At 39.8% G+C, this 14559-nt stretch carries 16 protein-coding genes; 2 read left to right on the forward strand and 14 right to left on the reverse strand.

Going from position 1 to position 14559, the window contains the following annotated elements; all coding sequences use genetic code 11:
• Positions 1–25: 25 nt before the first annotated feature.
• Both MU515_RS10375 and MU515_RS10380 read right to left on the reverse strand, forming a co-directional pair.
• Positions 26–1867, reverse strand: a complete 1842-nt coding sequence (locus MU515_RS10375; protein ID WP_260260346.1) for a deoxycytidylate deaminase — start codon at positions 1865–1867, stop codon at positions 26–28.
• 152 nt (positions 1868–2019) lie between these two features.
• Positions 2020–2739, reverse strand: coding sequence for a hypothetical protein (locus MU515_RS10380; RefSeq protein ID WP_260260347.1), 720 nt, complete (start codon positions 2737–2739; stop codon positions 2020–2022).
• A 203-nt stretch (positions 2740–2942) separates the two neighbouring features.
• Between MU515_RS10380 and MU515_RS10385 the strand changes: the two genes are divergently transcribed.
• Positions 2943–3227: a type II toxin-antitoxin system RelB/DinJ family antitoxin gene (locus tag MU515_RS10385; RefSeq protein ID WP_260260348.1), complete on the forward strand. Its 285-nt coding sequence runs from the start codon at positions 2943–2945 to the stop codon at positions 3225–3227.
• Positions 3224–3502, forward strand: coding sequence for a type II toxin-antitoxin system RelE/ParE family toxin (locus tag MU515_RS10390; RefSeq protein ID WP_260260349.1), 279 nt, complete (start codon positions 3224–3226; stop codon positions 3500–3502). The genes MU515_RS10385 and MU515_RS10390 overlap by 4 nt, the downstream gene beginning before the upstream one ends.
• Before the next feature lie 1048 nt (positions 3503–4550).
• Here the strand turns inward: MU515_RS10390 and MU515_RS10395 are convergent.
• The 12 genes from MU515_RS10395 to MU515_RS10460 form a co-directional block, all read right to left on the reverse strand.
• Positions 4551–5198: a hypothetical protein gene (locus MU515_RS10395; protein ID WP_260260350.1), complete on the reverse strand. Its 648-nt coding sequence runs from the start codon at positions 5196–5198 to the stop codon at positions 4551–4553.
• A gap of 205 nt (positions 5199–5403) precedes the next feature.
• Entirely contained in the window at positions 5404–5886 is a 483-nt protein-coding gene (locus MU515_RS10400) for a hypothetical protein (protein WP_279257164.1), read from the reverse strand.
• A 159-nt stretch (positions 5887–6045) separates the two neighbouring features.
• Positions 6046–6555, reverse strand: coding sequence for a P-loop NTPase family protein (locus tag MU515_RS10405; RefSeq protein WP_349775437.1), 510 nt, complete (start codon positions 6553–6555; stop codon positions 6046–6048).
• Between the two features lie 103 nt (positions 6556–6658).
• Positions 6659–7204, reverse strand: a complete 546-nt coding sequence (locus MU515_RS10410; RefSeq protein WP_260260352.1) for a GNAT family N-acetyltransferase — start codon at positions 7202–7204, stop codon at positions 6659–6661.
• Between the two features lie 148 nt (positions 7205–7352).
• Complete coding sequence (locus tag MU515_RS10415) at positions 7353–7847, reverse strand: GNAT family N-acetyltransferase (protein ID WP_260260353.1); 495 nt, start codon at positions 7845–7847, stop codon at positions 7353–7355.
• Between the two features lie 139 nt (positions 7848–7986).
• Positions 7987–8271 (reverse strand): putative quinol monooxygenase, encoded by a 285-nt coding sequence (locus tag MU515_RS10425; RefSeq protein ID WP_260260354.1) that lies wholly within the window; start codon positions 8269–8271, stop codon positions 7987–7989.
• Positions 8272–8280: 9 nt separating this feature from the next.
• Positions 8281–8667 carry a tautomerase family protein gene (locus MU515_RS10430; protein WP_260260355.1) on the reverse strand — a complete coding sequence of 129 codons (387 nt, stop codon included), beginning with the start codon at positions 8665–8667 and terminating at the stop codon, positions 8281–8283.
• A gap of 659 nt (positions 8668–9326) precedes the next feature.
• A complete protein-coding gene (locus MU515_RS10435; protein WP_260260356.1) occupies positions 9327–9992 on the reverse strand; it encodes a uracil-DNA glycosylase family protein in 666 nt (221 codons plus the stop codon).
• A 705-nt stretch (positions 9993–10697) separates the two neighbouring features.
• The gene (locus MU515_RS10440; RefSeq protein WP_260260357.1) at positions 10698–11195 is read right to left on the reverse strand and encodes a hypothetical protein; all 498 of its coding nucleotides are present in this window, start codon (positions 11193–11195) and stop codon (positions 10698–10700) included.
• A 170-nt stretch (positions 11196–11365) separates the two neighbouring features.
• Positions 11366–11917, reverse strand: a complete 552-nt coding sequence (locus MU515_RS10445; protein WP_260260358.1) for a GNAT family N-acetyltransferase — start codon at positions 11915–11917, stop codon at positions 11366–11368.
• Positions 11918–11981: 64 nt separating this feature from the next.
• Positions 11982–12491: a ClbS/DfsB family four-helix bundle protein gene (locus MU515_RS10450; protein ID WP_260260359.1), complete on the reverse strand. Its 510-nt coding sequence runs from the start codon at positions 12489–12491 to the stop codon at positions 11982–11984.
• Between the two features lie 636 nt (positions 12492–13127).
• Positions 13128–13874 (reverse strand): hypothetical protein, encoded by a 747-nt coding sequence (locus MU515_RS10460; RefSeq protein WP_260260361.1) that lies wholly within the window; start codon positions 13872–13874, stop codon positions 13128–13130.
• Between the last annotated feature and the right edge of the window lie 685 nt (positions 13875–14559).

Raw genomic sequence — 14559 nt, forward strand, 5'->3', positions numbered from 1 at the left:
CACCTTGATGTTTTTGTTAAGTAAATTAACTCACGGAGCCAGATACAAGTTTTTGTAACCTTTCTATTTCTGCTCTTAATTCGGTATTTTCTGAGCGCAACATTTCTCTTTCTGATCTTAACGAACGCAGAGCCCTTTCTTTTTTATCTATTCCACCTCTGATATCTAAGAGAACTTCTAACTCATCTTTATATGGCATTATTGGTTGATATAGCTGATAAAATGCTCTACCAATTGCACCTCTAAATAATTCTAATGAAGGTTTAAACTCTCCGTTATCTAGAATATGTGGAGTTGCAATACCCGGATATGGATCTATGTACACAATCTTGGACATACCAAGTTGATAAGCCTTTTTAGCACACAGTTCACATGGGCTAGCAGATGTAAAGAGAATACCCCCTTTAACAGCTTGACCACCATGCTTCGAAATTTGTAAAAACGCATTTTCTTCTGCATGAAGGGATCTTGTGTGTACTTGATTTTTCTTCTGCTCTACTTGATTCTGAACATCTTTAAAACAAAACGATAGATTACGTCCATCCAAATAATTTTGTCTTCTGACAAAGTTAAACTTCTCATGGAGAACATTACGAAACTCTTCATCATTTTTTTCATAAAAACTGTATGCAGCTTCATCAAATCCATTAATCAAATCATCTGCACTTCTAAGTAAACAAGGAACTTGTCCCTGTGGAGTATTATTCCAACCAACAGCTTTAACAGAATACTTTGAGTCAGTAACAACTGCGCCAACTTGCCTTGATATACAACCAGAGTTTTGCTTAACACTGTAAGCAATTTGCATACAACTTTCTGTTGAAGTGGGCATTACAAGTCCGGGGTGAAGCATTAAGGCAACATACCAAGCGAGCTGAGCTCTAAGTTCACTATGACCATATTGGTTTTCTCTAGGATTGTTAATATGTATATCTGCCAGCTCAATACATTTCTGAATGTTTTGAGAGACATACTTATTATAACCACTAAGTTTTTTGGGATACTCTTTATCATCCAACTCTTGTATCTGAGATGAAGTAAACTTATGACTTTCCATTAAGTGTTTTAGTCTGTTGTTATTGTTTGTATTTACAGACATCAAATAGAAACCTGAATATCGGTCTCTAAGGTATACAGCTTCGTATGGATTACGTATTGCGTCGATGACGATATGACAAGGTTCATTGTTCTGTTTACTTACATATCTAGCCGCCTTTATTATCATATTTATTAGGGCTGGAAATGAAAACAATTTATCTTGGTCAAATTCTTTCTTATTAGCAGAGCCTGAGGCTCGAATATTATCACCAACAGTTTGGTACAATTTGGTATAACATCCTGGCATGATATCAGAAATAGCAAGTTTTAATTCGTTTGAAAACTCGGGCAGCCAGTTAAAGAAAACATCATATCCTTCTTTCTTTTTTTTACTTAATGATAACATGTCATCCTCAGACATATTATAAAAAGTTTTTATTCTATTGTGAGAATAGTCATATATTCCTTTAAAGTCAGAAAGTTTATGTGATATCAAATATAGTTCAATCTTAAGAACATCTGACAACAACAGACAGAACTCTTGATAGCTCAACCTTAATATGTAGCTTGTAATTACAGTTCTTACTTGAAGCCATTTAAAAGGGGTTCTATTTTTTTCAATGTATTTTTTAACAATTCTATATTTACGCTGTTCATTACCAATATAATGAGATTGACCAGGATCTGGCAAATCTAACTTATCCGCAGATAGTATCGCTGCAGCAGTAGAGCAACCAGAACCTGTTCTACCAGTTAACCCAATAACTAGGAATTCGCTCATTTCACTATATATTTTTTCTATAGCCAAGGATTCTTTTTTTCTATTCATTTTTTTCCTCATAATTTTTATTTACTTAACGCCCAATTAAGGGGTGAACAACGCCTCCACCCAAACCTAAAGCATTGTGTCATAGCCACTAAATTTGAAGTAGAAGCAAAAATGCCAAGCGTTGTGAATCCCTCTTAAATTGATTGTTAGGGTTAAATCTGCACGAACCGTCTCGGCACACTATCGTCTTTTAAAACTTCAGCCCAATACTCAGTTAACTGCTTTGAAGTGATAAGGTTGCTCTTACTTAATGACGCTGACAGTTGAAGAATCAAATCAGCCAATACACAGTAATAAGCAGATAGTGTATGTGGTAAAACCATTATTCTTGATTGAGTACTTGTAACATAAACAAGCATCTCTCCTCTTCCCAGTGCATAACTATCCCCAAGAGCCTTAAAGGTGCGGTGTGTAAATGCGGACAACTCTTGATAATACCTAGAACGCTCTTTACGGGCTTTTTCACCGTCTGTTTCTTTCAAATATTCTCGTGAAACTCTGTGAGGGATAAATTCGCCCTGATACCACTTTTCCAATGACTTTCTAGATTTACTTGTATCGGCTCGGAAATAAGTTAGTAGATCGAGGTTTTCTACAACATCTCTAAATAGCCTAGCTGTTATCCTGTGCTTTTTGTTATCAAGGTTTCCTAACGCTTCTATCAAGGCATCACTCGAATCAGTTAACAGCATCCTTTCAGCTTTCTCAAAGCTATTTTCATTTCTTCCAAAGCACATATTTTTATGCATAAGTGTTTCAAAAAATCCATGAAGCAAAAGTTCAGCTTCTTTAGCAAACTGTCTATTTGCATCCCATTCGTATGGATTTCTGTAGGCTTCTTGAGGACTTCTGCCCCATACAAAACTAGCCATGTCTTTCCTTATTTAACCCTAACGCCGCGTTAAGTAGTGAGCAACGCCACTACGAAACCTAGCCATACCACCGTAAACACAAAACCCAACAATAGAATGAAAAACGCCATGCGTTGGGAATCTGCCTTAAACGCTTTGTTAGTTGCCCATCTCCAGTGCTAGTGCTAACATTTGTGTGCACACCACTTTCTAAGGACTAGCACATGGACACTAGAATCCAGTTTCGCGTTGATGACGAAACAAAACGCTTAGCTCAACAAATGGCAGAGAGCCAAGGTCGTACTCTTAGCGATGCATGCCGTGAACTCACAGAGCAAATGGCTGAACAACAAAGAAAGACATTATCTCATGATGCTTGGCTTACTGAACAAGTAAACCTTGCTTTTGAGAAGTATGACTCTGGTAAAGCTGTGTTTATTGACAATGAATCAGCTAAGTCACGAATGGAAGCACGTAAAGCTAAGATTCGTAGTCGAGGCCAACAATGATTTTATGGGAAGAAGAGTCTCTAAATGATCGAGAAAAGATCTTTGAGTTTCTCTACGATTTTAACCCAGACGTTGCAGAAAGAACTGACAATATCATTGAAGCCAAAGTAGAAAACCTACTGGAGCAACCTTTGATGGGTGTACAACGTGACGGTATTCGGGGAAGGCTATTAATAATTCCCGAAGTTTCAATGGTTGTATCTTATTGGGTCGAGGGCTCGATAATTCGCATTATGCGAGTGCTGCACCAAAAACAAAAATTCCCTGCGGACTGATGCGGCGTATGGCAACTAACGCCGTGTTAAGGGGTGAACAACGCTAACCACCCTACCTAAACCATTGTGCCGTAAACACTAGATCTAATCCAAACCGAAAACGCCAAGCGTTGAGAATCCCGCTTAAACACTTTGTTAACTGGCGAACTAAAATCTAACCTCAAGCTTAATTCAAACCTTTATACAAGCAGATAGGCTTAGCCTACTTAGGATAAAGAAAACTAATCAAAAATTGAACTTATCAAATAGCTACAGCTTAAATACGACTGTGACAGGATTAGCATTTACTCATACTTTAGCCAATGAAAAACCTCAGTATAATAACGTGCGCTATATATTATTAGACGGCTTTTTGCAGTATAACTCCGTTTCCCGAACTCTAAAGAAAAACTGACATTTGGGATTACCTTACTTAGGGGAAACCTAGAAAAATAGATTCATACCTATGCTATTTGATATTGGAGCCAGTTAACGCCGTGTTAAGGGGTGAACAACGCTAAACACCCTACCTAAGCCATTGTGCCGTAGACACTAAAGCTAATTCAAACCGAAAACACCAAGCGTTGAGAATCCCGCTTAAACACTTTGTTAACTGGCGAACTAAAACCTAACCTCAGCCTTACTCAACCTTTGCTACATACAGATAGACTTAGCCCAATTAGGATAAAGAAAACTAATCGAAAATTGAACTTACCAAATCACTACAGCTCAAATCCAACTGTGACAGGATTGGCATTTACTCATACTTTAGCCAATGAAAACACTCCGTATAATAACGCGCGCTATATATTATTAGACGGCTTTTCGCAGTATAACTCCGTTTCCCGAACGCTTAAGAAAAACTGACGTTTGGGATTACCTTACTTTGGGGAAACCTCGGAAAATAAATTCATACCGATGCTATTTGATATTGGAGCCAGTTAACGCCGCGTTAAGTAGTGAGCAACGCCACCACGAAACCTAACCATACCACCGTAAACACAAAACCCAACGATGGAATGAAAAATGCCATGCGTTGGGAATCTGTCTTAAACGCTTTGTTAGGGCTCTATTTTTTTGCGACTGTTGATATAGTGTCTAAAGCTTTTTCATAAACACTTGTTGGAGCTTTCCCAATGTCTATAGATGATGGTGAAAAGTGCTCAATAAACTTAAAAGCTACTAATGGGTCTCCGCCAGACGCACGTAAGGCATCGGCTTGCGCATGATATAACTCAGCTAGTCTTGCGTAGTAACGCATAAATTGTACTGCTATTTGGATCAACAATATGACAAACCCTACTGCGCCAAAACTAAATGCAATGGTGGAAAGTGACGATGCAAAACCAGATGACGCAGTTTGAGGTGAACTTTCACTAGACTTTAAGTCATTTATTAACGTTATTGTCTCTTTTAGCTTCGCTTCAGCTACTTCATTGGAAACTGTATTTCTTTCAAGACTTAAAAGGCTATCGGCTAACTGTGCCCCTCTAGCTTCTAATGTTGCGCTAAGTGATCTGCCCGAAAAAGCAAACGACACATCACGATCTTGATACTGATAAAAGATCAACATGACAAGAACTTGAACTACAAAAAGTAATGCTGTCCCGATCATTAGCATAGTCCTTCTTGCTCTTCTTCCTCTTGCTTCTAAAGCATCTATCGAACTATCAAAGTTCATGTGCTTTGGTAGCTCGTTATTCATTTCTTCATTCATACAAATTTTCCAGACCGTTCTTGAGCCCTAACGCCGCATTAAGGTGTGAGCGACGCTTGGCTATACTTGAGCGAAGCGAAAACGCCAAGCGTTGCGAATCACTCTTAAATGCTTTGTTATGTGCAACATTTTCATATTGGAAATTGTACGAATCTCCTTTTTGAAAACAGACACTAAGACCAGAGCCACTAAATACAATCTATCGCTACTTTGGCTGGTTTAGTGATTTTTCCACTCGATAGAACACACCAAAGATAAGTAAACAAAGAACATACGATAGCACTGTTATAATGTTAAATATTGAGCCACTGACTACTATTTTATCTATCTTGTCCCTGACTAACACTCCTGAGTCGTCGAATAGCTCATATACTTTTAAGTAGCCATTCTTCCCAGTTACGACTTGCATTGTCCCAATATACAGTTCACCTAAATTCAAACCATCAGAGCTTCTTGAATACGCTTCTACTGTTTTACCATGAGCGTTCAATCTCAGAGTATCGATAAGATTTTTGCCTAGAGTCAAACTGTCAGCTGTAACTCGAAAGCGAGCCTTATTACCTTCATGGCCATCGTAAACAGCGCTAAAATGGTTAAGTGAGTCTTGCGAGATAAAAGGACGTTCTAGCTGTAGAGCAGCGAGAACTAATGCTAAAAGACACAATTTACGAAACATACTACCAATCATTGAAAGAAACCTCTTCTACCAGACGCCCCATGTTGCCCATAACGCCGCGTTAAGTAGTGAGCAACGCTACCACTGAACCTAAACTATTGTGCCATAAACACTTAAGCCAAACTTTGAACTGAAACCGCCAAGCGTTGGGAATCTGCCTTAAACGCTTTGTTAGCATGTTGTTTCCGCTACAAACTCATTCACCTGAGTACGTGTAGTGAAACGTACTTTAGTGCCGTGAAAATCACTGAACAATTGCTGATGAAACTGTCGTGAACTTTTGGATTCTCGAACCGAGTATTCAGAAGCCCATTTCAATAATTCACGAAAATTCTTCTCCGCCAGTTCCTCATTAAGTTGCTTCGAGCTCTCAGAACCGCGAGCATAAAGAGAACTTTCACATTCAGACCACTCCAAATCTAAAAATAACAGCATGTCAGCAGAAAAAATAAGCTGTTCAACTAAAGCACCAAATACTCCCTCAACTACCCAGTTGGATTGAGACTTTATACTAGCAATTTCATTTTCAATTGCTCCAGTGGATCGTTTTTGATTATAGCCACCTGGCTCCCATACAATCGAGTCCAAGTTAACTTCTTGCAATTGGAGCTTTCGGGATAACTGTTTCGACAACCAACTCTTACCTGAGCCAGAATTACCAATGATGAGAATTTTCTTCATATTACTCCTACATGCTAACGCCGCATTAAGGTGTGAGCGGCGCTTGGCTATACTTGAGCGAAGCGAAACTGCCGAGCGTTGCGAATCACTCTTAAATGCTTTGTTATGCGTAATTTTTGACGTACTTTGTCATAGCTGTTTCCGAGACTGACAAGCCGTCGATTCTATATTGATCTTTGAACTCTCCAACAACATCGAACCCTGCTTTTAGATAGAGGTTCTTTGCTGGGAAATTCTCTGATAGTACACAAAGATCAAGCCAGTCAATTTCGGCTTTTTCTTGACAGAAATTTATAACCGCATCAATGAGTCGTTGACCAATACCTTGCTTCCGGCAGGAAACATCTACACCCATACCAAGTAGAACTCGATGAGAACGGCTATCATCACCGTGATGGCGAAGATCAATGTGACCTTTGATACTTCCATAGGTGTCTTTTACAACCCAAAGCTTTCTCCAACCTAAATCGCCAAATTGATGGGAAAAGCCTTGGATAAACTTATCTTTTGTTGCTTCTGGAATTTCACTTTGCTCTCTGGACATTGGCTGGAAAAGAGGAACTTCTCCATTACCATTTTCAGACAGCTGATTTTCAAGATACGCAAAGAATGAATCTAGATCCGATATTTCCGCTTCTACTACTTCCATCTGGTACTCCGTAGTCCATCGATTACACATAACGCCGCGTTAAGTGGTGAGCAACGCAGAGCACCTTGTCTAAACCATTGTGCCGTAAACACTAAAGCTGAATCAAACCGAAAATGCCAAGCGTTGGGAATCCGTCTTAAACGCTTTGTTATGTGCGTGCTAAACGGTAGCGCCTTACAGTGCCTTCGATTTCATCTGTATAGTTGCCAAGATACTCGCCACCACAGTTTTCGATAACCTTTTGAGATGCTGGATTATCAATTGAACAAGTGACAATAACTGGATCAGTTAAAGCATAGTCACGAACCCAAGCTAGGAGATAAGAAGCAACACCTCTGCCACGAACTGAAGGTCTAGTCTCGTAGCCAATATGACCAATTACATTTTCTACGTTGGGATTGCTACCTTTACGAACTCGAATAGCACCTAAGATTTCAGAGTCTGATACACAGTAATAAGTTGTGCTAGGTAGATACCCCTTTGGCAGATTATGAGTTGCTTTCGAGCGTTCAACCAAACCAGATAAATAGGCTTCAGGGTTTTGCTCAACCCCCGAATACTTGAGGATACCCGAGTCCAAGCACTCCCTTGCGTAACTCGCTAACATTGGAGCTAAATTTGGACTTGCTTCTAATACTTCCATGCCAATTTTCCTCAAAAGCACATAACGCCCAATTAAGGTGTGAAGCACGCTACCACAATACTCAAACTGGACGCCGTAACCACTAAACTTGACCCAAACCAAAAATGCCAAGCGTGCTGAATCACTCTTAAATTGTTTGTTATATGTTCTGTTCCTCGATACTGTAATTACGCTTTACATTGGTTGTCACCTGCCCCCAATGAGACGCTTTAACTCTTGTTTGATGCAGTTCAAACGCTGATTTATCTACGAACTCTTCATACACATTAAACCGATTTGGGATGTCTGTACTTTGAGTTACTTCAAAGACTATGCACCCAACTTCTTCACGAGTGAGTTCAATATGTTGCTCTAGCGCTGTAGTCACAATTTTTAATTCGTTTTCTGGGATGTCTATATACCCAGACAAAATGACCTTTCCCATTTCACTACCTTAAACATTAACTTTGTATGTTAGGTCAGTGACATCGTCACCCGTCATACCACGAAAGCCCCAACAATGTGGTGGTTGCTCTTTAATAGTAATTTCAATATCGACTGGTGAAATCCCAAGTTGAGCTTCGATATTTGTAAAAAGAGCTTTAATGAGTGCTTTCTTAGTTTCGACTTCACGCCCTGCCATCATGTTTATTTCTATGACGGTATAGGCATCAGTTCTACCCTCTGGGTAGTAAAAGTCAGACTTATCGAGGGGAATAATTCTATGAGCACGCTTGCTTTCAGGAAGCCCTAACACTTGAGTCATAGATGCTTGAACTACATCAGATAATTGAGCTTTGATCGGGTTCAAAAGCTCTTTGATTCCATATATTACTACCACCGTTCCTCCTGTGAACGTATAACGCCGCATTAAGTAGTGAGCAACGCAGACCATTGAACTTAAAGTATTGTGCCGTAAACACTAAATTTAAAGCAAACCCTAAATGCCGAGCGTTGGGAATCCGTCTTAAATGCTTTGTTATATGAACATTGCCCAATAGAGCCAAGTTACCACGAAAGCGCCCTAAAATGAGGCCACGTAACTAACCAAAACTACAAAACCATACGTCGTTCAAGAACTTACGTCGCCTACAATGTTACAAACCATGCCGCAACAAGTAATGCGTGGTGACTTTTAGCGACAGAATCAGCTTTTGCACATAATAGACTCAACTTACTGGAAGCTCAGCAAATACGATGTAGCGGTAAACTTGGCCTTGCCACACTTTAAGCCCTCCGAAATTTCAGCGAGCCTTCACGAAAGGCCATTGAGGTAACCCGTGAAAATTGGCATGTTTTACGGGTTGAGGGATTCAAGAATTTAGACCGACAAACTGAAATTACCGACACCAAAAAACAGATGGCCTAAGAGTTCGAAAACAACAACTTTAGATAATTTTTACGACTTCATATAACGCCGCGTTAAGGTGTGAGCAGCGCTTGGCTATACTTGAGCGAAGCGAAACTGCCAAGCGTTGCGAATCACTCTTAAACGCTTTGTTATATTCGTAGTTTTTCTTTCAGCCAATCAACTACTTCTGTTTTTCCTTGCGGATTGTAATAACTTAAATGAGGGAGCCCTACAATACAGGTTTCCCTACCGTTTATCTCAGTATTAAAGCTCTTACACACCCATTTACCATGACCAGAGGCGATCGTAGTTTCATTGCCTTTAAGCAAACTTTTTAAGAAAAAATATGGAGAAGCAGATGTTTCAGCATTACCAAAAGTAATTATCAATTTGGGCTTCACAATTTCCAAAACACTTTCGTGAAATCCCCAACAAATTCCAGCCAAGCCAAAACAAAGTTCATTTGAAGACTTCGAAGTTGTAAATATTAAATTCGTAGCACATATATCACGAACATCATAGCCAAGCTGTTCCATCAGCCAGGTAACTCTCTTCTGCAAAGGAGCCTGACCTGCTTCATATTTAGAAATGCCATTTATCCAAGACTCATCTAAATACGAATTGTCAGTTCTAGTAAGCATTTGATCAATATGAGAACCAATAGAAGTAAAGCCATCTCCACCCGGGTTCAATCCCATAAGATAGATATCACCTTCCTTTAACGTGTCTGATGAGCTATATATAACTTCGCCATAGTCGTCTAATAGATATCTTAACGTTTCTTTCGCTTTTTGACGTAACTCCAATTTTGCCATTCAGCCTCCAAGAATATAACGCCGCGTTAAGTAGTGAGCAACGCTAACCACATAACCTAAACCATTGCGCCATAAACACAAAAGCCACTGAAACCAAAGTCGCCGAGCGTTGCGAATCTGTCTTAAACGCTTTGTTATATGAACTTTGCGCACCAAAGGCCAACTTACCACGAAAGCGCCCTAATATGAGGCCATGAGACAAACCAAAACTACAAAACCATACGTAGTTCAAGAAATTACGATGCCAGCAATGTTACAAACCCTGCCTCAACAAGTAATGAGTGGTGAGTTTTAGCAACAAAGGGAGCTTTTGTGCATGGGAAACTCAACTTGATGGAATTACAGCAAATACGATGTAGCCATAAACTTGGCCTTGCCGCACTTTAAGCCCACCGAAATATCAGCGAACCTTCACGAAAGGCCATTGAGGTAACCCGTGAAAATTGGCATGTTTTACGGGTTGAAGGATTCAAGAACTTAGACCGACAAACTATAATTACCGACACCAAAAAACAGATAGCCTAAGAGATCGAAAACAACGACTTTAGATAATTTTTACGACTTCATATAACGCCGCATTAAGTGGTGAACAACGCAACCACCCAAGCCTAAACCTTGCCACATTTAGCACTAAAGCCGACCTAAGCTGAAATTACCAAGCGTTGAGAATCCGTCTTAAATGCTTTGTTATGTGTAAAACCATGCTCATCTGTATAAAGAAAGATATGTATCCAAAGGCTCTTCAGTTGCCCAACACTTAAGAGTACCTTCAATTGATAAACCTAATGGGTTAAGAGGAGTACATATTCTGTCGAGAGGCACTAGAGAACTTTCGATCTGATATTCAAAAGTGTAATCGTCTGTTTGATATATAAATTTACTCCCTCGCAAACTACCTAACTCGTCATCGTGCGGCATAAAATAACGCGTGACTATATGAACTTCGTCGTCGTTTTCTTCAACTGACTGCGAAACAACATTGGCCTGCCCTTCATAACATTCAAATATTAGCTCTGAAAATTCATACTCTTTGAAAACATCAGTCACATTGATGGGACGAAAATAAATGTACGGATGACAAAGTACATTTTCATTAGTTCTAAAAACAACACTTAGTTCGTCATGAGACACTTTCTCGTATAAACTTTTCTTGAAGACTAAATGCTGGTCAAAATATATAACTTTGCACAAAATATCATTCATTAATGCAACCTCTCTTTAACTTATTGATAAATTCAAACTAGATTTTACACATAACGCCGCGTTAAGTAGTGAGCAACGCTTGCCACCAAACCTAAACCATTGTTCCGTAAACACTAAATTCAAAGCAAACCGAAAATGCCAAGCGTTGGGAATCTGTCTTAAACGCTTTGTTATGCGACTTTTCTACGCATTATATGTTGTGGACCTGCTGGACCATTGAGATAGAGTTTGCCTGTATCTTCAAACCCTGCCTTTTCGTAACAAACCTTAGCACCCGTATTTTTACAATTTACTGTCAAATAGATGTAATCACGCATAGCATAGTTGGATGTTACATACGCTGCTAATCGTTTCATACACTCAGTCCCCAAACCTTTCCCTTGCATACGAACATCTAAAGCTAGGGTCCTAAAGCCAAGAGCATTACTTGAGCAAAAGTCGAAGTGTTCTGAATAGTTTAGGTCAAGCTTAAAAAAGCCGATAACGTCACCTTTGTATCTGACAACCACCTTATCAATATGTGGAGTTGAGTCAGACAAAAACGCTTGCGGAGTAGAAGCAAATTTCACATGTTTTTCAGATAGTTGAATATCTAGAATCGACGCTTCATGAGCTTTAGCCAGTTTCTCAAATGTAATCATCATACTTCCTTGTACGCTTGTCGCATAACGCCGCGTTAAGTAGTGAGCAACGCCACCACTGAACTTAAACCATTGTGCCATAAACACTTAAGCCAAACTTTGAACTATAACCGCCATGCGTTGGGAATCTGTCTTAAACGCTTTGTTATGTGAATTCTCGATTGAAGCGCCGAACTTTTGTACGCATATTTTTCATAGGTGATGATGTATTAAACTGAATCATGCGCCCCAAAGTCCATTGTTCATACCACGCAACACCATACAACTCATGGTTATTTAAACTTGAGATAAGTAAGAGTATCTCGTTAACCGTAGACTCAAGTTCAGTGAGTAAATCATCGTATTTCCAGTCACGATACTCTTCGTGGAAGCTTTCAGCGAGTAACCCCAATTGATTCCATTTATAACCAGTTTCCGGAAAATCTACATGCTGGCTTTGAGATCTTAGGTGATGCCATTTTAGGACGAGTTTTCCCCAACCAATCAAGTAAGCCACTGTATCACTAACGCTAATGACTGTACCTTTGACGTTTCCATCTACGCCAGATTTACGAACTTTGCTTTCTGGAATTGAACGGTAGTCAGCCATGAGTTTCGGAAATATTGAGTTAATAGCTAACTCCAATTCATCCTTATTTTTTGGTACAGAAGACATTTTGACCTCCATTCACATAACGCCCAATTAACGTGTGAGCAGCGCAAACACTGAACTTAAACATTGCGCCGTAAACACTAAACTCAACCCGAAGTGAAAGCGCCAAGCGTTGCGAATCACTGTTGAATTGTTTGTTATGTTTTACCACAAACACATGATTTACATGAGAAAGAACTGCTATTTCTAACTAGTTTTCTGAAGCAAACCACAAGGCTGAAACCAACTTGACCGCCAAAGGCGACCAACATGAAACGTGTAATCCCACTTCCCTGCCCAATGAGGCAACCCGACTAAGCTCCAACAAGTGCCCTTTCTTTCCAACCAAAGCGTAAAACAGTGCTGAACTGCCGAGGCAGCTGCCAAGCTGAAATGCTAATTGGCTAAGAACCTACAAGCGACTTTAAGCCAGAGGAACTTAAACCTTGCCAGCTCGACCTGACAATGAAGCAACCCGCGAACATTGCCATGTTTTACGGGCTAAGAGATTCAAGAAATTAGATCGACAATGCGGATTTGCTGAGTCTACTAGGGACGAATTGCCAGAGGGACAAAGAACTATAGCCTAAGAACTTTAAGCCTTTGAATTTCAAGTAAACATAACGCCGCATTAAGGTGTGAGCAACGCTACCTCTTGCTTTACTTATTGCGCCGTAAACACGAAAACCAACCTAGAACTGAAAATGCGGTGCGTTGGGAATCACTCTTAAATGCCTTGTTAGCATTGTGCCAAAGGCTTAACTCTATAGTTTTAACATGATTGCTGTCATACGTTAGTATAAGCTCGTCTGCAAACTTAACACTTTCAGTATCTGTGATCCTGTTATACGCCAACCGAGCAAGTAATCCTATAAAAGCACAAACAATTAAGTACCACGCCAGATTAGGTAAACCCAATGACAAATCAAAAAGATTTTCTTTAGTCGTAACATTTAGGATAACAATACCCAATAACGCAGCCGGTAAAGCAAACATCATATACAAGGAAAAGTTCTTAATTGGTCTACTAAAGTATTCATAGATCTTACTACTTTCACTTTTGAACTCTGGCTTGAATGTGAACGCATTCTCCCTGTTTTCTAAATAACGCAAGCTGTTCTTATATAAATGAATAGCTCTTGTCGGGTTACTATTTGAAAGCAAAGTACATATATCATTGTAAGCAATATTGTACTTAAAGATAGATACAAACTGTTGCTCCACAACCAGTCTTGTCGCTAGATTGTTTTTTTGTTCAATTGCCTGAAATAACAACTCCAAATTTCTAACTTTAATCTGTTTGTGAGACGAAACCAGTTCGTGGAGAAATTTTAAGAAAGGGAGAACACCAACCAATAGCGCTATTGCAGCGCTAGTTGAAAACCAGTTTTCTGGCAATAAACTCATAATTACCTCCATAGATGCTAACGCCGCATTAAGGGGTGAGCCAACACTTAAACTGAACTCAAACAGACCGCCTTAACCACTGAACCCAACCAAACCGAAAGTGCCGAGCGTTGGCGAATCCCTCTTAAATGCATTGTTATATGAATTTTTCACCAAAGCCGAATTTATCACGAAACCCCAGCCTAAGACTGCGATCAAACCAGCAGCACATGCAATGTTGGAGTGACCCAAGAAACCGCCTTAGCCAACAAGCTGTGCAGCAGAGTTTCGACAAAAACGGTACACGGACTTAATAACCCACCGATGCTTTTGAACACACGAAACTTAACCAGCGGATGTTCAGCAAAGCATACCGGTTTCTATGAAATGATACTTTCAGCGATTTAAGCACGCCAGACTCACAACAAACATACGATGAACGCAAATAAGGCAACACACGAACCTTGGATACAAACCGGTTGAGGAAAAAAGAACTTTGGAAAATATATAGTTAAATTGCCGAAAAATCGGACGAATGGCCTGAGAGACCAGTTTGATTTTTACCCCTAAATTTCACCACTTCATATAACGCCGCGTTAAGTGGTGAGCAACGCTACCACTGCACTCAAGACATTATGCCATAAACACTGATGCATATCTTTGAACTAAAGCCGCCAAGCGTTGGGAATCCGCCTTAAACGCTTTG

This window comes from Vibrio intestinalis, from assembly GCF_025195085.2.
Classification (GTDB): Bacteria; Pseudomonadota; Gammaproteobacteria; order Enterobacterales; family Vibrionaceae; genus Vibrio; species Vibrio intestinalis.